The 26416-nt window shown below is 35.1% G+C and carries 21 protein-coding genes; 16 read left to right on the plus strand and 5 right to left on the minus strand.

Annotation, left to right across the window (positions count from 1 at the left end; translation table 11 throughout):
- Position 1: 1 nt before the first annotated feature.
- The 11 genes from GAB14E_RS15955 to GAB14E_RS15910 all read left to right on the plus strand — a co-directional run bounded on the left by GAB14E_RS15955 (position 2) and on the right by GAB14E_RS15910 (position 15527).
- Complete coding sequence (locus GAB14E_RS15955; RefSeq protein WP_156115677.1) at positions 2 to 2737, plus strand: DEAD/DEAH box helicase; 2736 nt, start codon at positions 2 to 4, stop codon at positions 2735 to 2737.
- The gene (locus tag GAB14E_RS15950; protein ID WP_033081479.1) at positions 2734 to 3411 is read left to right on the plus strand and encodes a penicillin-insensitive murein endopeptidase; all 678 of its coding nucleotides are present in this window, start codon (positions 2734 to 2736) and stop codon (positions 3409 to 3411) included. The genes GAB14E_RS15955 and GAB14E_RS15950 overlap by 4 nt, the downstream gene beginning before the upstream one ends.
- Positions 3412 to 3448: 37 nt before the next feature.
- The gene (locus GAB14E_RS15945) at positions 3449 to 5050 is read left to right on the plus strand and encodes a hypothetical protein (protein ID WP_156115678.1); all 1602 of its coding nucleotides are present in this window, start codon (positions 3449 to 3451) and stop codon (positions 5048 to 5050) included.
- A 136-nt stretch (positions 5051 to 5186) separates the two neighbouring features.
- Entirely contained in the window at positions 5187 to 5372 is a 186-nt protein-coding gene (locus GAB14E_RS0122655) for a hypothetical protein (RefSeq protein ID WP_033081481.1), read from the plus strand.
- A 66-nt stretch (positions 5373 to 5438) separates the two neighbouring features.
- Complete coding sequence (locus GAB14E_RS15940) at positions 5439 to 6650, plus strand: hypothetical protein (RefSeq protein WP_033081482.1); 1212 nt, start codon at positions 5439 to 5441, stop codon at positions 6648 to 6650.
- Between the two features lie 357 nt (positions 6651 to 7007).
- A complete protein-coding gene (locus tag GAB14E_RS15935; RefSeq protein WP_033081483.1) occupies positions 7008 to 8282 on the plus strand; it encodes an AlbA family DNA-binding domain-containing protein in 1275 nt (424 codons plus the stop codon).
- 83 nt (positions 8283 to 8365) lie between these two features.
- Positions 8366 to 9154 (plus strand): nuclease-related domain-containing protein, encoded by a 789-nt coding sequence (locus GAB14E_RS15930; RefSeq protein ID WP_033081484.1) that lies wholly within the window; start codon positions 8366 to 8368, stop codon positions 9152 to 9154.
- Positions 9155 to 9162: 8 nt separating this feature from the next.
- Positions 9163 to 11076, plus strand: coding sequence for an ATP-dependent nuclease (locus GAB14E_RS15925; RefSeq protein ID WP_033081485.1), 1914 nt, complete (start codon positions 9163 to 9165; stop codon positions 11074 to 11076).
- Positions 11066 to 12838: a UvrD-helicase domain-containing protein gene (locus GAB14E_RS15920; protein WP_081967743.1), complete on the plus strand. Its 1773-nt coding sequence runs from the start codon at positions 11066 to 11068 to the stop codon at positions 12836 to 12838. The genes GAB14E_RS15925 and GAB14E_RS15920 overlap by 11 nt, the downstream gene beginning before the upstream one ends.
- A gap of 572 nt (positions 12839 to 13410) precedes the next feature.
- On the plus strand, positions 13411 to 14109 hold the full coding sequence (locus tag GAB14E_RS15915; protein ID WP_033081487.1) for a hypothetical protein: 699 nt from the start codon (positions 13411 to 13413) through the stop codon (positions 14107 to 14109).
- Positions 14106 to 15527, plus strand: coding sequence for an SIR2 family NAD-dependent protein deacylase (locus tag GAB14E_RS15910; RefSeq protein WP_033081488.1), 1422 nt, complete (start codon positions 14106 to 14108; stop codon positions 15525 to 15527). The genes GAB14E_RS15915 and GAB14E_RS15910 overlap by 4 nt, the downstream gene beginning before the upstream one ends.
- 230 nt (positions 15528 to 15757) lie before the next feature.
- On the opposite strand, the gene GAB14E_RS15905 is transcribed toward GAB14E_RS15910, so the two are convergent.
- From GAB14E_RS15905 to GAB14E_RS15895, 3 genes are all read right to left on the minus strand, one after another.
- Complete coding sequence (locus GAB14E_RS15905; RefSeq protein ID WP_033081489.1) at positions 15758 to 16414, minus strand: hypothetical protein; 657 nt, start codon at positions 16412 to 16414, stop codon at positions 15758 to 15760.
- Positions 16411 to 16944 carry a DUF4403 family protein gene (locus GAB14E_RS15900; RefSeq protein ID WP_033081490.1) on the minus strand — a complete coding sequence of 178 codons (534 nt, stop codon included), beginning with the start codon at positions 16942 to 16944 and terminating at the stop codon, positions 16411 to 16413. The genes GAB14E_RS15905 and GAB14E_RS15900 overlap by 4 nt, the downstream gene beginning before the upstream one ends.
- Positions 16945 to 17176: 232 nt before the next feature.
- Positions 17177 to 19099 carry a DEAD/DEAH box helicase gene (locus GAB14E_RS15895; protein WP_033081491.1) on the minus strand — a complete coding sequence of 641 codons (1923 nt, stop codon included), beginning with the start codon at positions 19097 to 19099 and terminating at the stop codon, positions 17177 to 17179.
- A gap of 510 nt (positions 19100 to 19609) precedes the next feature.
- Here GAB14E_RS15895 and GAB14E_RS15890 point away from each other — a divergent pair.
- Positions 19610 to 20374, plus strand: coding sequence for a TlpA family protein disulfide reductase (locus tag GAB14E_RS15890; RefSeq protein WP_156115680.1), 765 nt, complete (start codon positions 19610 to 19612; stop codon positions 20372 to 20374).
- 36 nt (positions 20375 to 20410) lie between these two features.
- Here the strand turns inward: GAB14E_RS15890 and tnpA are convergent, their stop codons facing one another.
- Positions 20411 to 20572 carry an IS66 family insertion sequence element accessory protein TnpA gene (gene tnpA, locus GAB14E_RS24735; RefSeq protein ID WP_156115681.1) on the minus strand — a complete coding sequence of 54 codons (162 nt, stop codon included), beginning with the start codon at positions 20570 to 20572 and terminating at the stop codon, positions 20411 to 20413.
- A gap of 277 nt (positions 20573 to 20849) precedes the next feature.
- Between tnpA and GAB14E_RS15885 the strand changes: the two genes are divergently transcribed.
- The 3 genes from GAB14E_RS15885 to GAB14E_RS15875 all read left to right on the plus strand — a co-directional run bounded on the left by GAB14E_RS15885 (position 20850) and on the right by GAB14E_RS15875 (position 24294).
- Entirely contained in the window at positions 20850 to 21824 is a 975-nt protein-coding gene (locus GAB14E_RS15885; RefSeq protein WP_033081493.1) for a DUF1186 domain-containing protein, read from the plus strand.
- A 180-nt stretch (positions 21825 to 22004) separates the two neighbouring features.
- Positions 22005 to 22526 carry a tRNA-uridine aminocarboxypropyltransferase gene (locus GAB14E_RS15880; RefSeq protein ID WP_033081494.1) on the plus strand — a complete coding sequence of 174 codons (522 nt, stop codon included), beginning with the start codon at positions 22005 to 22007 and terminating at the stop codon, positions 22524 to 22526.
- Positions 22527 to 22626: 100 nt separating this feature from the next.
- The gene (locus GAB14E_RS15875) at positions 22627 to 24294 is read left to right on the plus strand and encodes a B12-binding domain-containing radical SAM protein (RefSeq protein WP_033081495.1); all 1668 of its coding nucleotides are present in this window, start codon (positions 22627 to 22629) and stop codon (positions 24292 to 24294) included.
- A gap of 187 nt (positions 24295 to 24481) precedes the next feature.
- Here the strand turns inward: GAB14E_RS15875 and GAB14E_RS15870 are convergent, their stop codons facing one another.
- Entirely contained in the window at positions 24482 to 25708 is a 1227-nt protein-coding gene (locus GAB14E_RS15870; protein ID WP_033081496.1) for an HD-GYP domain-containing protein, read from the minus strand.
- Positions 25709 to 26049: 341 nt separating this feature from the next.
- Between GAB14E_RS15870 and GAB14E_RS15865 the strand changes: the two genes are divergently transcribed.
- Positions 26050 to 26340, plus strand: coding sequence for a hypothetical protein (locus GAB14E_RS15865; RefSeq protein WP_033081497.1), 291 nt, complete (start codon positions 26050 to 26052; stop codon positions 26338 to 26340).
- Positions 26341 to 26416 lie beyond the last annotated feature (76 nt).

A 26416-nucleotide genomic window follows, 5' to 3' on the forward strand; every position in this document is an offset into this window, starting at 1 on the left:
AGTGTCGATTCCAAACATACTTTCCTACTACCGAGATTGTTACAAAGAAGATAGTGCAGACCTCAATTTATGGAACTTAAGCAAACTCAAAAAAGATGACTGCTTAATATTAGAGGGGCAAGATGACTTAGGCTCTGGCTTTCTTCCTCGTATGCCAATTCCAACAGAGTTTGCAGAGCAAATGATGAAGCGTGTTGAAGTATATCAGCGTGAACGTGTTTTGCTTTATGCGAGCTTTATTTTAGTAGGGAAGTTGGAAGTAAAAGGTGAAATGAAGCAGGTTGTTACCCCCTTATTGTTTAATGAAGCTTTTATTGAAAAAGAGCAAGAAAAAGAAAACAGCAACTACTACTTTTCCGTAAATGAACAAACGCCAGAAATAAATGAATCGTTAACTCAGTTATTAATGCCTGAAGGGAATGGCACGCCAGATCTTGAAGGTAATGTAAATATTCAATCCGCTTCGCTATGGATTTCATGGCTTAAAGATAGTCCGTTAGAATTAAATTGTCTTGAGTTGCTAAACTTCCCCAACCTCGCTAATTCAGATGAAATTAAAAAAGCACTAAGAAGAAAAACACCAACGCTTCTTCCTGCTTCTATGTTAGTTTTTATTGAGAGATCAACAAGTAGCCGTGGTGTACTTCATGAATTAGAAGAGATTATCGAGTCGAATAAACTATCTGCTCCTCTATCTGAACTGCTGTTACCGACAGAAAGCACTATATCAAGCGCTCAATTTAGACAGCCTCTTAAGTATGACTATTTACCTGGTTTACTGTCTACTCCACAAAAGAAGATCATTTCAATTGCAGCTAATGCTAATTTAGGTTGTGCCTCTGGTCCTCCAGGGACTGGTAAAAGCTATACAATAGCTGCAATCGCAGCAGAGCATATGGCACGAGGCGAATCAGTTCTCATCGTTGCCAATAATGACGCAGCTTTAGATGTAATTGCCGACAAGTTAGATGATGATTTTGGTCTAAGTGATGTATCTATTAGAGCGAGTCAGAAAGAGTTTCTTAAAAAATTAAAGGGTTATATTGCTGATCTTTTAGCGGGATATTTTTCTGAAGAATTAAATAAAGAACCAGCCGCATGTGAAACAGAGTTAAAAGCGATCAATAACTCATTAAACAAATTAGAAAAACGCTTTGTTAAATTCTGCCATAAAGCCATTGTAAGAGGGCAAAGATTAAAGGGGTTAGAGCAAAAAGACTCTCAATGGATGACGCGCATATATTTATCTTTGGCTCGCAATGGAATTGAACAACTAGCTAAACAGTGGACTTCTTTGGATGAAATTAATAGTAAGCATATTAGGCGAGAAGAACTTGCTGGTGCCTATTTAAGCGCATTAAAAAATAGAAATTTAAAAACCTTAGTAGAAAAGGAAAGAAAATCGTTACAAGCTTTTAATAAAGCTATACGTAGCCGTACTTCGAAAAGGCAATTTGAGCTATTTGATGATATTGAGTATTCGGCACTTCTTTCAGCATTTCCTGTTTGGTTGGTTAGCCTCAATACACTGTACCGAGTATTACCCTTAAAAGCAGAAATGTTCGATTTAGTCATCATTGATGAAGCAACGCAATGTAACATCAGTAGCTGTTTGCCAGCACTTTATCGAGCTAAAAGAGCAATGGTAGTTGGAGATACTAAGCAACTAAGACATTACTCTTTCTTGGCCAAAAGCAAAGAAGCACAGTTAACGACTAAAAATGATCTCACACCAGATAGTGAAGGGGTAGTCAGTTATCGTGACAATTCAATTTTGGATTTGACATTAAATGCGCTAACTAGTCATCAACAGTTGGCCTTTTTGGATGAGCATTTCAGAAGTAAACCTGAGCTTATTAATTTTAGTAATGAACACTTTTATCAAAGTAAGTTGAAGGTAATGCAGCATAGGCCATGTACAAGTAGTGGCCATCTTCATTTACAGAGGGTAGAGGGAACGAGGGATAAATCAGGTATTAACCATCTTGAAGCTAAACATGTAATAGAATCTATTAGAGACCAAATTAATGAAGATACTCAAGCTGGAATTAACCATAGCATAGGTGTTATCTCTCCTTTTAGGCATCAAGCAGAGCACATAGCTAAAGAAATTGAAGCCAGTTTCAGTGAATCTGAAATTATTAGTCATAAAATCCGCGTAGCAACCCCTTATGGTTTTCAGGGTGAAGAAAGAGACATTATGCTTATCTCTTTTGCAGTAGATAACGATTCTAAACGTGCTGCGGTATATCTGAACAAAGCTGATGTTTTTAACGTTATCATTACTAGGGCACGACAGAAGCAAATATTATTCCTATCGATAGATGAAGCTCAATTACCCGAGCATAACTTGTTACGTCGATATTTGGGGTCTATTAGTGAATTTGAAGCAACTCACGCAGTAACTTCTGAACTTGATGAATTTCAGCAAAGCGTAGTAAGTGAGTTAGATAAACTAACAATAGAAACATGGCCTGGTTATACAATAGCAGGCACCGAAGTTGATATTCTGTGTCGCTATAATAATCAGTATTTAGCAATAGACCTAATTGGATTTCCCGGCCCATGGGCGGACTACTTTGAATTAAACACTTATAAATTATTTAAACGTGCAGGTGTTGAAGTATTACCGATTAGCTATGGTTTGTGGGTAGTTGATAAAGAAGTTTGTATTGCAAAGATAGCGAAAAAACTAGGCTTAACTAAGAGTAAATCATCAGTAGGACGTAAAACATGAAGTTGATTGTTTTAGTGATCTTCATGCTATCCGTGCCTGTTTTGGCTAAAGATAGCACCTGCTATGGAACAACTTCAAAAGGGCGCTTAGAAAACGGTATCGAGTTACCAAGGTCTGGTGATAACTTTGTCGCTTACAGCACTATCGCAAGGCTAGCAGGCAGAACATACGTACATTCTCAAGTAGAAAGAATCATATTAAACGCCTACAAGTCTTTAGAAAAAGAGCAGCCCGATAAAATATTTAAGTATGCTGAAACGGGTTTCAAAGAAGGCGGCCAATTCAAACCACATAAAACTCACCGTAATGGTCTTTCCGTAGATTTTATGACACCAGTTATCGATGAGTCAGGTCAATCTGTTCACTTGCCTACTCATCCACTTAACAAATTTGGTTACGATATTGAATTTGATGGTAAAGGGCAATACGAAGAATACACTATTGATTATATTGCTTTAGCTGCTCATATTGTCGCTCTTCATAAAGAGGCTGTTACTCAAGGTGTAGATTTATGGCGAGTTATATTTGATCCTAAGTTGCAACCAGAGTTATTTAAAACCTCTTATGGGCCATACCTTAAAAAGCACATTCAGTTTTCAAAAAAGCGCTCATGGGTAAGACATGACGAACATTATCATGTGGACTTTGCTATTCCATGTAAGGAATTAAATTAATGACGAATGTAGTTATAGAGTCAATGGGATGAAAATTATGAGTCGTTTATTTTTAACACTTCTTATCTCTCTATCGTTTCAATCGATAGCAACAAAAGTTGATCCAAGAACATGGGCACAACTTTCATTATCTGCTGATTATATTGGAATAATTGAATGTACAAAAGCGGGTGGTATTGTTGCTGAATATCGGGTAATCCAAACTATAAAAGGTATTGAAAGTACTGGAGATTCAATCAGAGTTCGAATGGCTACAGATTATTGGGGCACGCATTTTCCGACGGCTTTAATTGGTGAAAAATATTTGATTACTGGCTTTAAAGGTAATGCACCTATTGGCCTTATCAGTACGTCATCAGGAGGAAGTGTTCCTCTTTGGGCTAGGCAGTTGCCTTATGATTATAGGCTACCACTAAGCTCAGGAATTATGGCTTTGTCACAGGAACGAAAGGGAGAGATTTTTTCTTTTAGCGAACATCACCTTCAATTTGATTGGGGAATGAATGAGGGGAGTGGAGCTGAGTTACTTGTAAAAAATATTCAAGATTTATTGGCATCAACACCAGAGCAACAGGATCTATTTATTCTAAAAGAGCTATATAAAAAATATGAAATTGATGGATACAAAAGCTATGTTGACGAACCTGCTATATTCAATAAGTATCAATGGCTAGAACAAGTAGAGGGTCACCAAGATGCCACTAAACTTGTAAACTATATCTGGAATATATCTGAGAGGTTGAATATTCTTGAGCAAGGACCTTATTCAGACGAAACAGCACAAGTGGTTTATGATTTGATTTCCTTACTTGATGAAGAGGAATATCAGCTTGAGTATTATAACTTCAGAAATCCTAAGGAAACGATTAATAATGAAAAAAATAAAGTTGTTAATCCCGTTGTAATTACAAATTTAGATATTCAACAAGAAGAACAAAACTTTCAAAAATATTTAAAGTCATCAAAATGGCAAGAAGCAGATTTGTGGTATGACGCTTTCGATGTATTGGCATTGAAGAAGCCAAAAATTATTGTTGATTACTTATTACAATATTCAGCTACAGGTAAAGAATGGCAGAATCGTGATGACGGATATTTATTGGCATCTCGCTTACTGATCAAAGGTAATCCTCTTTCAACTAATCTAATTAAATCGTTGAGAGGAGCTAAGTCCGACCAAGTTCGAGTAGCATCATTAGTATATTTAGCGCTTAACAACCCTTTAGTAGGGGTTGCTGAGCTAGAGAACCTGTTTAATTTGAAGGATGTTGAGCAACTGTCATCTGATATGAAACTTTGGCTCTCTTTTAATTTAGCAAGACATGGTCATAAGGGTGCTGTAGATGATTTTTTCGAGACAATAATGTTTTCATATGCTAATAGTTTTGATCGTTTGGCTAATGGGCATATGCGCTTCTTTTTATCCAATATGTTCAATCGAATGCAGGTTTTGTTATCAAATTCAGCAGCTATGTCTGGCGTTCGGAAACCGCCGTCATATTCAAGTAGCGTATTAGAATATAATTCCTCCCATAGCGACACTCTTACGCCGCTGGTTAATTGGTGGAAAAGCAATGCCTCCAAGGTAACCTTGTATGATGTATGGATGAGTGAGCTTCGTGATGTAGGTGTAGAGTAACAAAAGGCAAGTTTTTCCTTGCCAAATTGGTTAATTAAATAGCGTGAAAGTGAATTAATGCAAAGCTTGTAATAAAAATAGTAACTGAACCAGTGAAGAATTAATAGACATTATTGAACCAATTGAAAGTAGTAGGTTGGAACGTAGTTTTAAAACAGACCGTCAACACACTAAGCATATGCGAGAAATAGTTGAAGAAAAGCCTGACATTAAATCTTGCACAAAGTACTGTGCTGAGATGGTGTTACGTAAAGTCACCAAAGGCAAAAATCAAGGTAATAACTTTGGGGGTTGTAGTACGTTCCCAAGTACAGAAATATAGTTTAAGAAAATAGACGTAAATATACAATTCTAGTTTAATGCAAAAGTAAACTCAACAAGGGATCTTATGTGGGCATATGCGGATAACACGGTAAAAGTTGAGTTTGATGGAACAGAGTATGAACTGCTGACCAAAGATGAGACTTATGAAAGTGAAGAGGCTAGAAAATGGTGCTTAAAATATTGGAATTGGCATAGAAAAAACTATGGTAAGGAAACCACTGAAAAAATTGTGAGGGATTTATTTATATTTCGTTGCTTTCAATGTCAAAAGCCCGTTAGCGCAGCCATCATTCCAAAAAGTGACAGAAATGAAAATGGAGAGTCTGTAACATTTAAACGTACCTCTCATTTTAAGTGCTCGGTAAATAACTGCTATGGCGGTGGTAAAGCGGCAGCTGCAACTGAAGAGTTTAATGTAATAACAGATAAAACTGAGATTCCTGTAACAGAATTGAGGTTTCCTCCTGCTAAGGAAAAAGAAACTAGGCAATCAATGCCAAAATCCGAAAAATCAAAAAATACAAAATTAAATAAAAAAAATCGAAAAGAAAAGAAAACTTCGACGTCCATTGCACCAATCTGTGAGCAATTTTACAACTACTGTATAAATGATCTGCTAAGGAATAAATTCATATCTATTCCTTTCATATCAGATGAAATAGACTTGAGTTACAACTACTTGTTTGTAGATCTTCGTAATCCAGATAAGAACAGCGGACAAAAAACTGGGATTTACTTCGGCTCGCCAGATTACTGGATTGAATGTAAAGACTGCTACGTTGTTATACTAAAAAACACTGCAAATGGAATCGCTTTATTTATTAGGCTCACAAAGAGCGATAGTGCATTAAACGTAATAAAGGGTGTAGAGAAAGGAGGTTTGTTTTTTGTTCTTGGTAAACTATCCAAACTTCAAGGGCATACAATCATTACATCTGACTCAGATTTTTGGTGTCATGCTTTGAAATTACCAAATAATGATACCTATTTCAGTACTCAAGGGTTAACCAATACGTCTGAAAAACTAAAAAGTGAATCTCAGCTTGGCGATGATATTTTAAAAAGACTCATCAATTTAATAAATAAACCTAAAGATGAAGCTCAAACAAGTGAAAGTATCGATAACGAAGAACCACCCAAAGCTGTGAATATTAAAAAAGAATCACAGAGCACAACCAATACCCCTTCAGAAGTATTAATTATTTCAAAATCAATAAAACCACTGAGTAAATGGCAAAAACTGGGATTTAGTATTAGGCGTTGGTTTGATTTTTGACTTCTCCACCATTATTTATATAAAGAAAGTTCTTATCACGGTATCAACGGAAGAGACTTTTAAAATTACTAGCCTCGCAATCCAGGGCTATTTAAATCAGTTGAAAACCTTTATGTAATTTCATCTAATAATATTTGGTTCAAACTAGGTCAGTCTTTGCTCATTAATAGTCTTTAATAAGTAGGTGTGATATTGTCACTGTAGCGATTTTATTATGTTGTAACATATTAATTTAACTATATTTAATTATTATGTTCATCGTTGATTATTTCTTAAATGATATATATTAAGCGGACAGGAATAGTTACTATTTTATTACCAAAATAACGTTACAGTAAAAGGATATTTAAAAGTAATATGTACGATAGGATTGAAAAAAATTATAACAACGAAAACGATATCCATTCGGTCTTTGAAAAATATATTGATATCAAGCTGCCAAAAAAAATCACTCTCAAACTCGTTTTCAATTTCTTCAATAATGATTGGCAATTTTTAATTGGCAAAGCCTATATTGACGATCTACCTGTATCAAATGATTTAATTTATACAGACTTAGTTCTTCTCACCATGACTGTTGAAGTACCTAGTTTTGAAGAGTTTATTACCACACTTCAATCAGAAGGTATTTCATATAGTGATAAATACCCAGTTATAAAACCAGAGAATTTAAGTTGGAAAGAGCGATTAATACCTAAAACGCATTCAATTAAGCAACCAATTAGAAGCTTTGAAACAAGAATAGTTGAAAATTCTAATTGTTTTCAAGACAAGAAGTTATTCGCATACCAACAACCTTATAGCAGCTCCTCAATAGAATCAGTTAGAGACTTCATTGGTATGGAATCTTTTCAAAGTTCCAGTGATAGTCGGATTGGGAAACTTGTTATTGAAGTGCTTGATAAGAGAGGTAGCCTTCTTCTTGATGACAACCGTCTCCAGTTTACATCGTCTGTGCCAGCCTATATGACAGGTGAATTACAGTATCTAGAGAGAAGTGTATTAATCTCCTCTGATGATGAAAATAGTATTGATGTTGATTTAAATGAATTAAAAAGTATCGATATTTTTCTTTTAAATCAACAAAGTGAAGTACTGGATTTTATTACCACTTCACATTATGAATTTGTTTTCCCATTAATAAATAAAGAGTCTGAATCTGCGTTGGTTAAGCTCATCCAAACTGGTGAAAACGATACTGTAGAATTTAAACAGTTTATTGGTTTTGATAATAGTAAAAAGAGGGAAATTGATAAAACCGTATGTGCCTTTTCTAACAATGCGGGTGGTTTTCTATTTATTGGAGTTAATGATGGTGGAGTCATTACTGGTTTGGAAAGTAGAGAGTTTGGAAAACAATTTAAAAACAATATTGAAGAGTATGTAGAAAGGATTGCTAACTATTTAAAAGAAAGGTTGAGTATCAATAATTGCTTTAACGTGTCGTTTCAAACTATTTGCGGAGAGCAAGTAGTAGTTGTTGAAGTCTCGACTGCAAACGGTTGCAATCAAATAATTGCCGATAAGATCGTATATGTACGAAAAGGTGCCTCTTCAATGCAGGCAACACCAGAAGAAATCAATAATTTATGTGCAGCTCAAAAAGTTAGTGATAATGAATATTTTCCTTAAATAATATGCACTACCTTATTGATATTTACAGTAGTCGGCATCAGAGAAGTTACTATTAACACCTAATAACGGATTGTAATAAAATGGATTTATCAATTTACCTCAACATGATGTTCAGTGCCGCTTGGTATTTAATACCGATTTTCATATTTTCTGTCATCATAAGATCAGCATGGTTCAAAGGCGTATTGGGAGAATGGCAAGTTAACTTGCTCATTAAGTTTTTCTTAGACAAGAAAGATTACCACCTAATAAAAAATGTCACGCTGCCGACATTTACGGATGGTAAGGAGCAGGGGACAACTCAAATAGATCACATAATCGTATCCAAATATGGAATTTTTGTTCTTGAAACCAAAAATATGAAAGGTTGGATCTTTGGTAGTGCCAATCAAAAGCAATGGACACAACAAATCTTCAAGCACAAATCAAAATTTCAAAATCCACTTCATCAAAACTATAAACACATCAAAACGTTAGAAGTTTGTTTGAGAATAAAGAGTGATGCCATATTTTCAGTCATTATCTTTATTGGTGATAGTACCTTTAAAACGAAAATGCCTGAGAATGTTAGGTTTGCTCGTGGTGGCATTAATTTTATAAAAAGTAAAACTGATGTTATTTTCAATGCTGAAGAAGTAACAAACATTATTGAAAAAATTGAAAGCGGCAGGTTAGCGCGCGGCTTTAAAACTAATCGTGGACACGTAAAGCACGTTAAAGAAATTGTGAAAGAGAAAACTGACGGAAAATTATGCACTCAGTGCGGTTCAAACATGGTATTGCGCAAAGCCACCAAAGGCAAAAATGCAGGTAATGAATTTTGGGGATGCAGTACGTTTCCTATGTGTCGGAATGTAATTGAAAATTAGAGGGATATATGCACCTAAATAAGCTAGTAACAAAGGGTTTTCGATGTTTTGATGATGCTTTTACTGTTGAGTTTAATGCTGGATTGAATGTAATTGTAGGTGAGAATGGCGCAGGAAAAACCGCTATTATTAGTGCTATTAGACAGTTGTTTATTGATTCTGAATCTGGTCGTTATGCCGTCAGTGAGATCGATTTTCATCGTGCATTTAAAAAAGAATCAGTTGCTTCAGATGAGTTTACTATAAAGGCTCATTTTGATGAACTAGACGGTGATGAGAAAGTTGCATTCCTGCATTGGTGTGATGAAAAGGGTAAGGCGTCCTTAAACTTACAGGTTGAGAATAAAGAAATTAGAGGGCGTTATAAGCGTGCTTTATGGGGCGGTAAATCAAGAACAACAGCTTTTGAACCTGAAACGATAGATCTTATCCATTGTATTTATCTACCTCCTCTTAGAGATGCTGAGTCCAAACTAATTAATGGAAGACAATCACGTTTATCAAAACTTTTAAAGGCATTAAGTAAAAGAGAAATTGATAAACTACGAAAAAGTAAAAAACAGCACCCTTTAGAAAAAAAGATAATTGAGTTTAATCAAGAGTTAGCTGATAGTGATGATTTTGGAATTAAAGAGGCCAATAAATTAATTGTAGATAGCTTAAAAAAATCAATTGGAGAAAGCTTTGGGCAAAATACGCTTATACAATTTGCAGAATCTGATTACACAAGAATTGTAGAAGGTTTAAGGCTGTTATTTTTTCCAGACCTTACGGAACAAGAAAATAGTACATTCAGATCTTTGCAAGAAAACAGCCTAGGCTATAATAACCTTTTGTATATAGCCTCTATATTGGCTGAATTAACTATTGATGATGTTGCAGGAGAGATAAAAGAAAGTTATTTTAAATTACTCTTAATTGAAGAGCCAGAAGCGCATCTTCACCCTCAACTGCAAGTAAGACTACTTAAGTATATTTCAGATGTAGCAACGAGAAAAAGCGTTCAAGTTATCGTTACGACTCATTCTACTGTATTGGCATCTTCTGTTGATATTGACTCAATAATTCATTTATCAAATAGTCAGCCCCCAATAGCCACTCCATTAAGAAATTGTGACTTACCTGATAACAGTAAACAGTTCATTAACCGTTGGTTAGATGTAACTAAATCAAACTTACTGTTTGCAAGTGGCTTAATTTTAGTTGAAGGCATTGCAGAGCAAATGCTAATTCCTCTGTTGGCAAAGTCGATACTTAAAGACCAAATTAAAGGACGTTGTAGTCTTGAGGATGTAGGTGTTTCGGTCATAAACCTTAACGGGATATATTTTAAACATTTCATGAGATTGTATTGTAACCTAACTGATCAGGATAAAGAGGAGGATCAAGCAGGAGTAAATATTCCAATTCGGTGTGCTGGGCTAACAGATCTTGATCCTGCGAAAAGAAAAACGGAAAAAGATGCAAAAGGTGAAGAAATAACAACCACTATTAAACCTCATGATGGAGACATGCATGACGGGACAAATCATGCATTAAAACTGGTTGATACAATCAGTAAATCAGATTTTTCTAGACTTTTTGTGTGTGAGTATAAAACTCTTGAATATGATTTAGCAATGCAAGGGAATAACATACCTGTAATGGCTCAAGTTTTATACGACCTCTGGCCAAAAGAAGGTAAAGTAAAAAGAAGCCTGAAGCCATTGATTAAGGGGGATTGGACATGTAAGTCCCCTAAAGAAAAATCTGAAGCGGCACATCTTATATTAAAAAGAGTTGATGACGATGAAATTGGGAAAGGCCAATTTGCTCAGGTGTTAGCTGATAAAATCGCATGTTCAAAAGTGATTATAGATGTTCCAGAATATATCGCTGAAGCAATTCACTGGGCTTGCTCTACGGTAGCTAATGATGACTAATTTTACCTTAGAGCAAAAGGACTATATTAAATCAACGATTGATGGTCATGTCTATCTAGAAGCATGCCCAGGTAGTGGAAAAACAGAAGTTGTAGCTGCAAAAGTTGCTAAGGAAATATCTAATTGGAAAAAAGATCCTAGTGGTATAGGTGTATTATCTTTCTCTAATAGTGCGACTGATGAATTAAAAGATCGAATAGGTAAATTTAGCACTTCTAATTTAAAGTTTTATCCTCATTTTATAGGGACATTTGATAGCTTTATTTATAAATATATCGTGAGTCCTGTTGCTCACAAAATCACAAAATATGCTGGTACACATGATGATTATGCAATAAGGATTGTAGAAAGTACGTCAAGTATATTTATTCAAACTAAATATCAATATGCGGGTAGAGGTAAACTCAGGGCAAATCATTATAGTTACAATTCGGACAGTGATACTTTTAGTTTTCATACTGGCGAAAAAAGATATGATCAATCATTGGACGTAATTAAATTTAAACATTGGGAAAAAAAGGATTTGTTAGATACCAAAAAAAGGTTTCTAAAAGCTGGGTTTTCTACATACAACGATATTGAATTACTAGCCGTAGAAATATTAAATGACGTAGACTTGACTGGCTTTTCTAAAAATTTAACACTACGTTTCCCTGTAATAATTATTGATGAGTGCCAAGATTTAGGTGAAATTCAGCTTTCAATTTTACATAAACTCGACAAATTTGGGGTAAAGCTTCATTTTATTGGAGATCTTAATCAATCAATTTACGGGTTTAGAAACTGTGAACCAGATAATGTTTTAGAATTTACCAAAGAGCTAGGGTTTGAATTCTATCCTCTAACAAAAAATCATAGAAGTGTTCAGCCAATTGTTAATCTATGTAATACATTAGTTGCAGGAGAAAACGTGATAGGGCGCACTACAAGTGAAATTAATCATTGTGTTGTTTTAGAGTATTTAGAATGCCCAACAGAAGTTCTACCTACTTTTACTCGGCTTTCAAAGCCATATAATAATAGTGTAATTATTGCCAGAGGGCATTCAATGCTTAATAAATTTAATACCTCGGCTACTAAATTAAATGAAGTTCAGAAGTTGGCTCTAGCTATAAATTTATTTGATATAGATGATTTCGAACGATTAGAAAAATCAATAACATTGTTTTCTCAATACTTACGAACATTGATAAAAGAAAGTGTAAAGCCATTGAGTTTTAATTGTCCTGACTCAATTGATTCACCTTTAAGGTGGAGAAACTTCTTATTCAATGCATTAATTTTTCTAGTTGAAGATGATCTTAATGATTCGACTGTTTCTTGGAAAGTATGGACAGGGAAAACAAAGCTAAGGATAAAGGAAATTTTGAAACAATCATTTGTAGATGATGATATAGCAGTAGTTTTAAACTCATTATCAGACTGTAATATTCGATCGCCAAATGGATTAGGGCAAGAGGGGCTTGGGTTATCTTTAAAGATTGTAAACACGACAACTTGCTCTTTGAGAAAAGAAACTATACACCAAGTAAAAGGTGAGACGCATGATGTAAGTATGTTTGTTTCTAGTGCAGGAAAACAAGGTGGTGTCGGAGGAAACTGGAAAGAATGGCTAGATGATCCAACTACTGAGTCTGCAAGATTAGCATATGTCGCTTCTTCAAGACCAAAAGAACTTTTAATATGGGCTGTTAAAAAACTAAAACCGAAAGAAACGATCCAGCTTCAGGATATTGGTTTTTTGGTCATGCCATTAGATTAGTATATTATTGTTCTCTATTTCTTAATAAATTTACTTTAATGGCAGTTTTATTGAATAAAACCAGTGCCCATATTCGTCCCATTCTGCCCGGCACATTTAGAAAATGCGCTAATCGAAAGATTAGCGCCTTTTTGCTTTTCATAATCGGTAAAAAGGGTTTGTAGCGCAATACCCACGTCATAGAGTTCAAACCTTTATCTCACTGCCATATTAAGAATAACCCGCTAATTCGAAAGAATTAGCGTTTTTTTTCGTTTTGGCGTATTTCAAACTGAATAGGGTTTGTAGCGAAACACCCACAACATAGAGTTCAAATCTGGGTTCACCGCCACATTAAGATGAACCCGCTAATTCGAAAGAGTTAACTCGTTTTTGTTACAAGGGGATACACGCTCTCCGTTTTTCATTTAATAAGTAGAGAAATAAAATATTTATTTCGTTATGATATTGAAAACTATTAAGTTCTTCAACGGACATAAAACAGTTGGCTTTTGTCCGTTCTTTGTTATTTTCATACGTCAATTTTATTGACGTATGAAAATGTACACTAAATATGAATTGGAATTAAATTAATGGAAGTGTTTAAGACGACTGCAAAGGAAATCTATAGCAGGTTGAAAGAAAAAAGTATTCTGATGAGTGATATACCCCCCTTTATCTCAGATGAATTGATTTTCAATTTAGAAGATGAATTTATGCCGGAAGGCTTGAAAAACTGTAGAAAAGATTTTTGTCAAACTCTAAACTGCCAATCTAGATGTGGCTATCATTACTGGAATGAGCATGGTCTTATTACTAAGAGTTTGATGGAGGAACTAGCTTTATGGCTTGGAGAGGACGCTGAACTCTATGGAAAGGTTGGCTACATTCATGATATTGATTATTTGAGTTTTCCTCACGACAGAGGTAAAAAAGGTGATTTTCATCCAGTACCTTTGACAACCAAGTTAGTTGAAGAAAATATTCATCCAGAGATTGGTTTGGCAATATTAGATCATGCCCCGCATTTGAAAATAAATATCGAAAATAGAAGTATCTTATCTAGCTCATTAACAATATGTGAAGAGTTGGCCACTTTGTTGTCTATCAAAGATAATAGCGATTATTATTCACTTTTGTCAGAGGAAGCACAATCATTAGCAGAATCTCTTGATTTTACACCAAAAAACCTAATTGATATTTCTATGGACAAAAAACCTAGAGTTGCCGCGTCTCCACAAAAATGTATCAATGAACCATTGAGCGAATTATTAGGTAAGATAGAAGAATGAGTATTAAAAGCGAATTAATTGACGAGTTAAGAAATGCTATTGCTCATAATAAGCTCTTTATAATCACAGGTGCTGGTATTTCGACAGGAGTTACAAAGGAAGATGGTTCTAAGTTACCGACATGGGGGCAGCTAATTCAAAGTATTAGAGAGCGGGCTGAAAATGAGAAAATAGTATTTACAGATAGTGAAATAGAATTACTCGATCGACTTATACCAAGTGAATTTTTAGATGAAGTACATGGGGATGCATACATAGAAGCATCCCAAATAATTGAAAGTAAAATTAGTCAAAAAGAAAGATTTTCTGAGTGGATACGGGAAGAAACAACAGGGAAACAGGGATATTTTGGAGACTACCACAAATTCATAGAAAAGCTTAAGCCTAGAGGTATTGCTACTTTCAATTATGATCAATGTCATGAAAATGCTTATGACGCTGTAAATACCCCTTATGAGCCTGTTTTATATAATGAAGATATTAAACTTGTAAAACATTTAAATAGCGGCTTTAAAGATCGTACTATTATCTTAAAAGCTCATGGGTGCATATCTGAAAGCAAATCTATCGTTTTGACTAGTAGTTCTTACAATAGGCTTTTAAATGACTCCAGAGTATATAGGGCAACAATTCAACATATATTGTCAAGATTCACCATTTTAATTTTAGGTTTTTCACTACGCGATAGGGACTTCGATCAAATGCTGTCTACAATAGAGCAAGAGTTTGGTTCGAGTGTGCAAAGCCACATCGCTATTATGAAAAAAGATTGTAAGTCTGATAATCCTAATAAAGAGAAAGAGCGACAGGTCAATATTTCTAATTATGCAGTACTAGAATCTAGATATGGTTTAAAGATCCTTCCAACAGAAACACATAACGAATCAGAAGACATTATTAAGGGGTTGTATTCTGTAGCTGGGACTTGGATTAACGATCTTTCCTTGGAGATAATTTCTAGCGATAACATGATACGTAAAAATTCAAGAGAAAAGATTAAAGAATTGAGTGAAATTGGCCGACGCCAATTAAGTGCACTTATTACTCAGAGCATTAAGGATGGTGATCGGGGGTTAAGTGATAGATCGGAACAGCTTTATTTATTGGGCACTCTAAGAACCAATGAACTTAGTATACTAAAAATATTTTTAGCGGAGGTAGAAAATAAGTCCAAAGTCTCTGAAGTTTCAACTACTGTTGATGCTGAAATAGAATGTATAGCGCATTCTTTGGTGGCACTTCGATATTTCTCGGTAACTAATGGTGGAATATTTAAGGATTTAGAAAGGCGATTGATTGGAAAACCTTTACTTAATAGATTAGAAAAGTTAGATGAATACCTTGATAGAACTGACAAAAATCCTAGGTTAGTCAACTATGCAAAATCCGCTTTTTCTGAAATTATTGCTAGAAGCTAAACTTCAATAACGAACTAGATTATAAATTTGATTTTGTTAAAATTTGGTTTGTTTTAATTGTATATCACAAAATTGATGTGACTTTGTTATTACCAAATTCACAGCTCTACTGTTAAAAATTGAAATAAATTAATTTTTAACAGTAGAAATAATTTTCTACTTTCTTTAAAGCAAATACTTTTATTTAACGGGCTTTACTAGATATCTAATAAATTTGAAATATAGCCAAGCTAATATTGTATTTTATTTGCCTTTTTCAGTAATACAGACAGTGCTCTGTACCACAAGCGTACAACGGCCATAATAAAAATTAAGGCAGTCCAAGGTTGCCATCCTGGAAAGTATGTAATTTGTCCATCAAACCTATATTTATTTCCATCATTAAAAATTTCTGAAAACTTAGAAAATTTTGTGAGGGATTCAGTAGTACCTGCAGACCACCTAGTTGTACATTTGTTGTCCGTGCATGACTCTTTAAGATAAATAGTTCCTTTTAATGATTTTTGGTAACAATGTCCGAGTGAGAAGAGGGGAACGATAAAAATTAACAGTGCAGTCATTATTCTTGCTTTTTTCATTAATGAGTTATCCGATGGGAGATGCAATTCATACAATGAAGGAATTCGTAATAACCGCTTTTTATGATAATTTAAATTTAGAATGTGAAAGGTGTAAGCGTAAAAAAATGCACATAAGGGAATCAATACGAGCTGCCCGTATACTGAAGCAGCATAAGGACTCGTTTTTTTACTTAGGCTTGTGAGCGTTCCATAATGTGAACCCTGCACATACAAATAAAAACCTACAGCAATTGTCAGTGTAGTTATGCCTATTATTTTCCACGCTTTATTAGCTTTTACTATTGGATCATCGTTTGTATCCATCATATACCTGCTTGTTTGAAAACTTTATTTATATTCGATTCTAAATCTAACTCCCACTTATGTTTTTCATCTTTAATTAGGGACTCTAGCACTGGTTTTATTTGAAGTCTTAGCCCATCGCATACTAAATAAGTTGGTGGGATATCGATCGAAATATTAACATTAGTTTCATATTTATCAGACGTTACTTTAGGTGTTACTTTTATAACTGCTTTTGTAGTAAATGTACTATTACAACTAATCGTTATTTTTGTACCCAAAATGTCTTTCTTTATCTTACCTTTAATATCCGCATTGATAGGGAGTGAGAGGTTAAAATAGCTAGTGTTACTTGTAAGAATAGGCCTACCTAACCGATTTATTTTTATACTGTATGTCCCCATTTCCCATTTTTTGTCAGTTTGCTCGTGTAATAGGTATGGTAAATTTTTTTCAATAATCATTTCAGCAATATTTTCAATAATATTATCTGCTGAGTAGCAATTGCTTATGAAACTAATAGAGGTTAAAAAAATATAGGTTATTGTTTTCATTTTTTTGTCATAAATTGTTGATGTTGAATGTTAGGTGTAAATTTCAGGTAAAGCACAGTTAAGAGAATAGCTTAGTGAATCGGGTAATAAGAGTAAATACCTTTTATAATATATCCTTCATAGCATTTTATTGAATAAAGCCTGTGCCGATACTCGCCCCATTCTGCTCGCCATATTAGAATAACCCGCTAATTCGACAGAGTTAGCGGGTTTTTTAATCTTCTGTTTGAGCTTATTTAAGCTCATTGGCTTTTCGGTATTTACCTTGATAGTCAAACAGTCTGTCTTTAATACGCCAGTAGTATTTTTGTTTTCTGGCGATGACAAAATCTGGGCACGGTAATAGGTCAGCTAGCTTTAATGCTTGTTCTAGGTTAGTCACTTCAAACGACTCAGTTGAACCCAGTTGAACACTGATTTTAGCGCTAAGACGTTTAGAAAATATATCGTTGAACGCTTTAACCTGATTAGGCCTAGCAAAATCAAAAGACTCATTAAGCTCAGTGCCTTCCTCATCATGGTAAGTGATTTTTAACTTATCAGCTCCCTTATCACTGAGCTTGCCATTAACTCTGGTTAAATTAAGACCTGCACAGCGAATAATTTTTGAATCTTTAAGTTGTAGTGCTTTTTTTAACATATCATCGGGATCAACTAAGACCTCAAAGCACTGTAAACACGTTCGAGCCGCAATATCATTTTCACCACCACAGTGAGGGCACTCTTTGAAAACAAAACGATAGTCACATTGACTCTCTGTAGCTTGCTCTTCATTTGGAGTATCGACGAGGCCTTGGCATCGTCTGCCGTAGTGCTCAACTAAATAACCGTCATCATCACATATACCCCAAAATATATTGGGAAATTCACAACTTGGGCAAACAACTTGCACCGGCTGACTTTTACTATTCGGCTTTTTCTCACCGACTTCGGGATGGTAAAGATCAAAATTATTACCCGTATAGTCAATCACCAAGCAATCTTTTTTGTTATCACTTAAACGCAGACCACGCCCGATGATTTGCTGATAGAGACTAACCGATTGTGTTGGACGTAATATCGCAATCATATCGACATGGGGCGCATCAAAGCCAGTGGTTAATACTGAAACATTAACCAGGTATTTTATGTCTTTACGTTTGAATGCCTTAATTAACTTATCGCGCTCAGTGTTGTCGGTAGCGCCGGTAATTAACGCACTCATACTGGCGGGTAAATAACTAAAGACTTCCTTTGCATGCTCAACTGTAGCGGCAAAAACCATAATACCTTGTCGTTTATGGCCTAACTCAATGACCTGTTCAATAATGCTTTGAGTCACCCTTGGGTTTTTATTTAATAGATGATTAATATCCGTAGGACTATATTCGCCAGAAGCGTTTGTCCGCAGGCTACTAAAATCATAATGTTCTATGGTGGCATCGACTAAATTGGGCTCGGTTAAGTATTTGCGTTTAATTAAATAGCCTAGCGGTAGTTCATAAATACAGTGCTCAAAAGGCCGCTTTTCTTCACTTCGCATGAAACCACGATAATGCTTTTTATAAATCCAGCCCATACCTAAACGATAAGGGGTTGCGGTTAAACCCAATAATTTTACCTCGGGATTAACTTGCATCAATTTTTCAATGATTTGTTGATACTGATTACTATTGGACGGCTTGTTTGCGCTTTCTTGTGCCTGCTCTTTTACTTCGCCATTTGACGCGTCTTTAGCTTCGTTTTTGGCTACAGATTCAGCTTTATCTTTAGACATTTCTTTAGAAAAACCAGCGTTGGCCAAATTAACTCGATGACATTCATCGATAATAATTAAGGAGTAGGGCTCATTAAAGTCATCTAGATTGCGGGCTGCCGATTGTATGCTGGCGAACGTGACTTGGTGTTGAGTTTCTCTAAGTTTTAATCCCGCAGAATAAATACCGGCAGTAACACCATAGCTTTCATATTTTTGATGATTTTGCTCAACCAACTCTTTCACGTGAGTTAGCACAAGTATCTTTCGTTTTGCTAAGCGAGCAAGTTCGGCAATTACCAGGCTTTTACCTGAGCCTGTAGGTAAAACAATCACCGCAGATTCGTTGGTTTTTCGAAAGTGTTTGAGCACCGCAGAAACGGCATCTTGTTGATAATCTCTAAGTTGAAAAGCTGCCACGCAGTGCTGTTGCCTTATGGGTTTGAAAAACCGTTATGATAGCAAACCTAGCTTGATATAGTATCAAATGATAAAAAGCTTTTCTCTAATGATGCCTGTTGGTTTCAACAACTGAATTTAGTTAAATAAAGCCAATGGTTAATGTTTTATTTTATTTGTACTTTTTAATAAACTTAGATAGTGTTCTTTAAAAATCACTTTGAAGGTGGTTTTATTGAATAACACCTGTGGCCATATTCGTCCCATTTTGCCTGCCACATTCGTGAGCGACTCGCTAAACACACCTAACCCAGTTTTACATGCCAAGGTACATAGCTTTATCGTATTTTCATCGACATCGCCACTTAGCTGGGGTAGTCGAATCCATTAAACCATGTCAATATACATTCATTTTCAGAATACAGATTTACCGCAACTTCTAAAGCCGTTATTTGGGAAGTCATGGAAATGTATTTCATTACATTGTTGGCCAATAAATCTTAACAAATGATTTAAAAATATAAGGGTAAAATGAATAATAATTTTAAGAGCGTTAGTGTATGCATGTTTTTCATATTTTGTACTATTACAGCTCTATCCGGCTGTAAACAACGATCAGAACCAGAGTACTCTAAAACTATAACTAGCTGTATAGAAAGCGCAAGAAAGAAAAACTTAACTACTGGTACAGGCATTCAATTCACTGAAAATCACTTTAAAACATGCATAGATAAACAATTAGTAGGTAAAGATATTAGTGACACCTTGTTTAAAACTAAGGAGCTAAAAGCTTTTTTAGCCAATTCGAGTGAAAAACCTATATTTTTACAAGTTTTCTCACCGCTAGATGACCAATGCAGAAGAGAATTAAAGTATTTAAATAAAGTTGTAGAACAATATAAGGACGTAGTGCAATTTATTATTTTAGTTGAAATGCTCCCAGAACATAGTTTAATTGGAAGTAAAATGTCGACGAAGAAATGGACAGAAGAACTTGAATACCCATCATTTAACAGTAACATCAAAACATTATACTTTAATAAAGAAAGTCGTAACTATAGTGAAGAACGTTACGGAGCATTGATATCCGGAGTACGAAGCGTAGGTTATCCTACAACCTACTTTATATCTAAAGATAAATCATTGTTTGCATTAACTACCGCCGATGATCTAGTCTTAGAGTCCAATAAAATCCTTATGAATGACATGGGATTAAGTAATACAGCTTTGAGTAAAAAAAGCTTTTATAATCGTGTTCCCAAGCTGATTGAAAGTTTTGTTGAAGCGAACAAATAAGTAAGTTTGTTACAGCTAGTTTATTATTATAATAAACTAGCTGCTAAGCATAAATTCATTAAAAACAATAATAGCTTTACGCGCATAAAAATACTTAACGTTTAATTGTTGTTGCTCACAGAACTTTGACACTGAAAGACCACAGCTGACTTGCTGCTCTACTAGGTTTCTCCACTCATCGGAAGTTTTACGACTCATAGGTTGCTCCTTTATTATGTTGGAGCAAGTCTAGAAGGAATGCACATATAAGGATATGTGCGCTTGGCGAGACGTTCACATTACATTGATGATTTTATTAAATAAAACCAGTGCCTATACTCGTTCCATATTCCCACCACATTCTAAAAAACCGCTAATCGAAAGATTAGTGTTTTTTTCGTTTTGAATTTGATGCTTTCAATGGTTACGGGAATAAGAAGTGTTATATAATATTCGGCATATGCACTCATCATTGATTATTTAACGCGGACTTCACATGAATTTACAACAAGCTTTATTGGAAATAGGTAATGTACAAGACAGCGAATTACCTATTGCAGGTCTCGAATTTGTTAAAGCAAATTGGTCGGAATTTTATCCTGAATTAGAACGGCTGATAGATCAATTTATCGCAAATGATACCTCGTTAACCGACGATCAACAGGTCATTTTATATTTTGGTACTTTATTATTAGCGGAATTAAAATATTCTCCAGCGTTAGAAAAGTGTTTGCAGTTATTTGCACGTAGCGATACGTTTTTAACCCCTATTGAAGCGGTGTTTGGTGATGCACTCACTGAATTAACGCCGACCTTATTTTATAATGTGGTCGATGGTAATACACAAGCATTGTGTAATTATATTGTTGATGGTCATCAAGCTATGTATTGCAAAGCATCTGCTATTGAAGCTGTATTTGCTCAGTACGAAGCGGGTATTATTGATGAATTTGTATTAAGTGCACATGTAACTCGTTGGATAACTGTATTTTTGGCTTTACCGAGTTCAACCAATAGCTTTTTAATTAGTGCATTAGCCGATTCTTGCATTGAATATCAACTTGATAATTTTAAAGATCAGTTTATTGAACTATGTAAGAAAGACTTAGGTGACAAAGGCTTATTTGATGAAGACCGCTTTAAATATGACGAAGTAAAAGCATGGCAGAGGGCAGGTACGCCTAAGTTGATTGAGTCGGGCATGATTCAAACAGACTTTAATGTTGTTGATACCTTAAGTGCTTGGGCTGATGATGACTCAGAAGATGAAGAACTCGACAATATATCAAATGAAGGCTTTGATGACTTTGAATCGTTAATGGGGGAAGGCGGTTTATTGGCTAATATCCTCTACGACGAAAATACAATTTTAGAAAACAGTGTGCCCGTTAGTTCATTGCCTACGGCTGGCCGCAATGATCCTTGTCCGTGTGGCAGTGGCAAGAAATATAAGAAGTGTTGCTTACGGTAGGTCTGTAAACTGGGATATCCAATTGAGTGTTTATCAGTGAGACAACTTCATAATCAAAACTACATAGGTAAAATATGTGAATAAAATCCGCTAACCGAGAGATTGGCGGATTTTGGCTAAATCCCTTCAAGTTTTGAATAAGCGCTACAACAATTATTTAAAGCGGAACAAACTCTATAAATGAAAATATTTTTACTGACCCATGAACGTGAATTGCATAGAGCAACCAATACGGGCGCTCTTGCTTTAGAAGATGCTAATGAGATTGTTGAACGTATACTTTGGGAAAGAGTAAATCCTAATAAAGACCTTGTTAGAATAATAGAAAATAATGAGGCGGTTTTGTTATATTCGAAGGGTGATTCGTCACCGGCACTGTCATCGGAAATAATACCGACAACGGAAACTTTATCGGCCGTATTAAAGCTACTGTCACCGACTAGCATTGAAGAATATGAAAACATCATTATTATTGATAGCACGTGGCAGGAAGCCCAAAAGATTTTCAATCACAGCCCTTATTTAAAAAATGCTCCGCAATTTACCCTGAAAACGACAAATGATTCTTTATACAAACTTAGGGCCAACCAACCTAAAGGAGGTCTATGTACCATCGAATGTATAATCGAAGTGTTAAGACTGAAAGGGCAAGAAAAAATGGCAGCAGAATTATCATTAAAATTCGCCCAATTTAATGGCTAAAAACTTATTCCTGAATAACCTCTGCAATCACAGTATAATTGCAGCGATATTTTCAAAGGTATCAATTAACGGCATTTATTCAAAGGTAGTAAAATCGAGCATGGCAGAGCAAAAAAATACCCCCGAACTAACCATCATGCAAGTTCCCCTCATGGAAGACAATATTCCTGTTTCAACTTCGCCTGTTTCAAATAACAAGGGATCACTGGTTACTCAAGCAGAGAGTCATAAAAGCAGAGATGAAATAGATAAAACCTCGCCTAAAATTGTACTTGCTACGCTTAACGCTCGTTTTTTTCACACCAGCTTTGGTCTACGTTATCTTTATGCAAATTTAAAAGAATTACAGCAATATTGTGAAATTCAAGAGTTTATTATCCAAACGCGTGCCCTGGATATAGCAGAGCAAATATTAGCGTCAAATCCCGATATTATTGGTTTTGGTGTTTATATCTGGAATATCGTTGAAACAACCAATGTTGTTAATTTATTAAAAGTGATCGCACCAGACATAAAGATTGTTCTAGGCGGGCCAGAAGTCAGTTATGAAACAGAACAGCAACCGATTGTTGACTGTGCCGATTATGTATTAACGGGTGCAGCAGAGTTAAGTTTTTATCAACTGTGTAAAGACATACTCAATAAAACGCCACCCAATAAAAAAATTCTAAACTCTAAACCCGTTGCGTTAGAAGATTTAGCATTACCTTATGAGTATTATACTGATGAAGATTTAAAGCACCGTCTGCTTTATGTTGAAGCGTCGCGTGGTTGTCCCTTTAAGTGTGAATTTTGTTTATCTTCTTTAGACAAGTCATCTATGCCGTTTGAGTTAACAGCTTTTCTTGACGAAATGGAAATTCTCTATCAGCGTGGTGCGAGAAACTTTAAGTTTATCGATAGAACCTTTAATTTAAATATTAAAACCACCATGCAAATTATGCAGTTTTTCTTAGACAAAATGACTGACGACCTCTATTTGCATTTTGAAGTGGTACCTGACCATTTACCGAGAAAATTAAAAGAGTTGTTGGCTCAGTTTCCTGAGGGAAGTTTACAGTTTGAGATAGGTATTCAAACCTTTAATGTCGAAGTGCAAAAGAATATTAGCCGCAAACAAAATAACGAAAAATCAAAAGAAAATTTACTGTGGTTAAGAGATAATACTTCCGCCCATATTCATGCTGATCTTATTTTTGGTTTACCCGGTGAAACTTTTGACACCTTTAAAGATAGCTTCAATCAACTATATCATTGTCGTCCTCATGAGATTCAAATGGGTATTTTGAAACGGCTAAAAGGTAGTCCAATTATTCGCCATACCGAAGCATTCGACTTACGGTTTAATCCATTACCACCATTTGATATTTTAAGTACCGACAGGGTTAGCTTTACCACCATGCAACGTATTAACCGCTTTGCACGTTACTGGGATATGATTGGTAATTCAGGCCGTTTTAAATACTCATTACCCCATATGTTGTCTGATGAACCGTTTGATGATTTTATGGCAATCACCGAGTGGATTTTTAACAAAACAGGTCAAATACATAAAATTAACCTGAAAAAGCTTTTTGAACTAATCTCGCAAGCTGTAGAAGCGCTATTTCCTGAAAAACATCAACTTGTTATTGAAAAAATTGAAATTGACTATAAAGCAGCAAAATTGAAAAGCCTCTTCAGTGGACTCAATCTCTATGGCGTTGCTCAGGTGGAAACGGTAAGTAAAAATAAAGCATTAAAACGCCAACAACAGCATATGAGCTAATGATCATTTAATTGCATTTACTTTTACATGTGTTTATCCCATTAGGCCCGCCATACTTTAATAAATCGTAACTTAAACTAGTCGCAATTTTTAGTTTTCTCAACACTTTTATGTGAGGAGGGGCTTGTGGTTTGACTACCCTAGAACCTTTTAAACAAATAGCGGGGAGCTACCAGTATTGAGTGTATTAACTATGAAAAGCAGCCTTGAAAAATCGAAGTAAATTAATATTGAAATCTTGGGGTTTGATACAGCATTCAATCTGATCTTTATGTTTAGCCTGACTAAGATCAAGCTCTTCCATTGCAATAGCTTGATTAAGCCGAGTATTGTAAAACACTCGCACAAAAGGCAATAACGGCTGGCTTTTATTTAAGCGGCTAATCAGGCCAAGCTTGCCGCTAGTAAGTTTGATTAATGTACCTACTGGATAAATACCAAGGCAGTTTACAAACTGTTCAACCAAATCACTGTCAAAGCTACCCGGAGCATCTTTAATTAGAATTTTAAAGGCTTTGATTGGGTGCATACCTGCTTTATAAACTCGCTCTGCAGTCATCGCATCATAACTATCAACGATAGCTATCATACGACCAAATTGACTAATTTGTTGTTCGTTCAGCTGTTTTGGGTAGCCGTTACCATCAAGGCGTTCATGATGTTGTTGTACTAATTCAATCACGATCTTAGGTAAATCAGGACTTTCTTTCAACACTTCAACACCTAAATCAACATGAGTTTTCATCACTTCAAACTCTTGGCTAGTGAGTTTACCCGGTTTGTGTAGTATTACTGGCGAGACTAATACCTTACCAATATCATGTAAAAATGCACCGAGTGCCAGTTGTTCAATAATTTCACGGTCAAAGGCCAAGTGTTTAGCAAATATGCTCATCAAGATGGAGACATTGAGGGAATGTTCAACTAAATACTCATCTTTAATCCGTAGTCGTGTCATACAAGCTAACGCATCTTGATTTCGAAAGATGGACTCAACAATAGCATCTGTAGACTCCTTAGTTTCTAAGACATTGATGGTCTTGTGCACCGTAAGGCTTCTAAGTATTTTATGTTGTAAAATTTTTGCATCGTTATAGAGTTTACTGGCTTTTGCCATCTCTTGATCTAATGAAATACTCCCAATAGTATTTTTCGAAGTTGTTGGTACAACTTTGTCTTTTATTTCAGGTAGGATTCTATCAATTGTATCTGCTTGTTTTTGTCTGCTGGGATCAACGGTTAAATGGGTAATACCAGCTTTAATTAGTTTTTGGACATTTTCTTTAGAACTTATGTAACCTTCAGATTTTACGCTGACAGCTTTCCCCTTCGTACGCACAGACAATACATACATGCCTGGCTCAAGCTGATTGACTGTTATTTTCTGTGTAGAGCATTCAGGTTTTTGGGTCATAAAATAATACTCATAATATATTGAACATAAATTGCTACTGACAAACTTTAGTTAAGAAAAATAATCGACTACAAACAACGGTTATGCCTTTTATAATCATAGTAGAAGTCACAGGCATGTCATCTTTTCAAACTGTTTGTGAACCTTGCTTGTTTATTGAAGGAATATATTTCCATTTAATAACCCACTTACTGAGTTACTAAACGTAACATACTTGTGTTTGCTAAACCTTAAAGTAGTGAGTATAAATTTTAAAAGTAGCAATTTAGCGTAATATCTTGTAGACAAAGTGTTTTATTGATGTAGTCTAAAATAACAACTCAATGTAATAAGAAGAAAAAATGCAAAGATTAAAAGAATCTCAAGAAGCGTTAACTCTTATTTATAATGCTTATAATGATGTAGCAGAAAGTCCGCTTAAACCATTAAATGTTGATGATGAAGAGGAGTTAAAAAAACTACTTAATACAGTGATGAACCGAGAGTCAATATCACACATTCAAAACAAAAAAACGCTTAAAGAAAGTACCGAACTTCGTAGCGCTTTAGCTGATGTTCTATTATTACATGATAATTGTGATATCAAGGAAATTAAAGCGAATATGAAAAAAGCGACCTCATCAGCCGTATAATTAGTACATCACATTACTGTTAGGTTTTGTACTACAAAGCATTATTAATGGGTTTAGTTATATTAGCCATATTGAT

Source organism: Colwellia psychrerythraea, assembly GCF_000764185.1.
Classification (GTDB): Bacteria; Pseudomonadota; Gammaproteobacteria; order Enterobacterales; family Alteromonadaceae; genus Colwellia; species Colwellia psychrerythraea_B.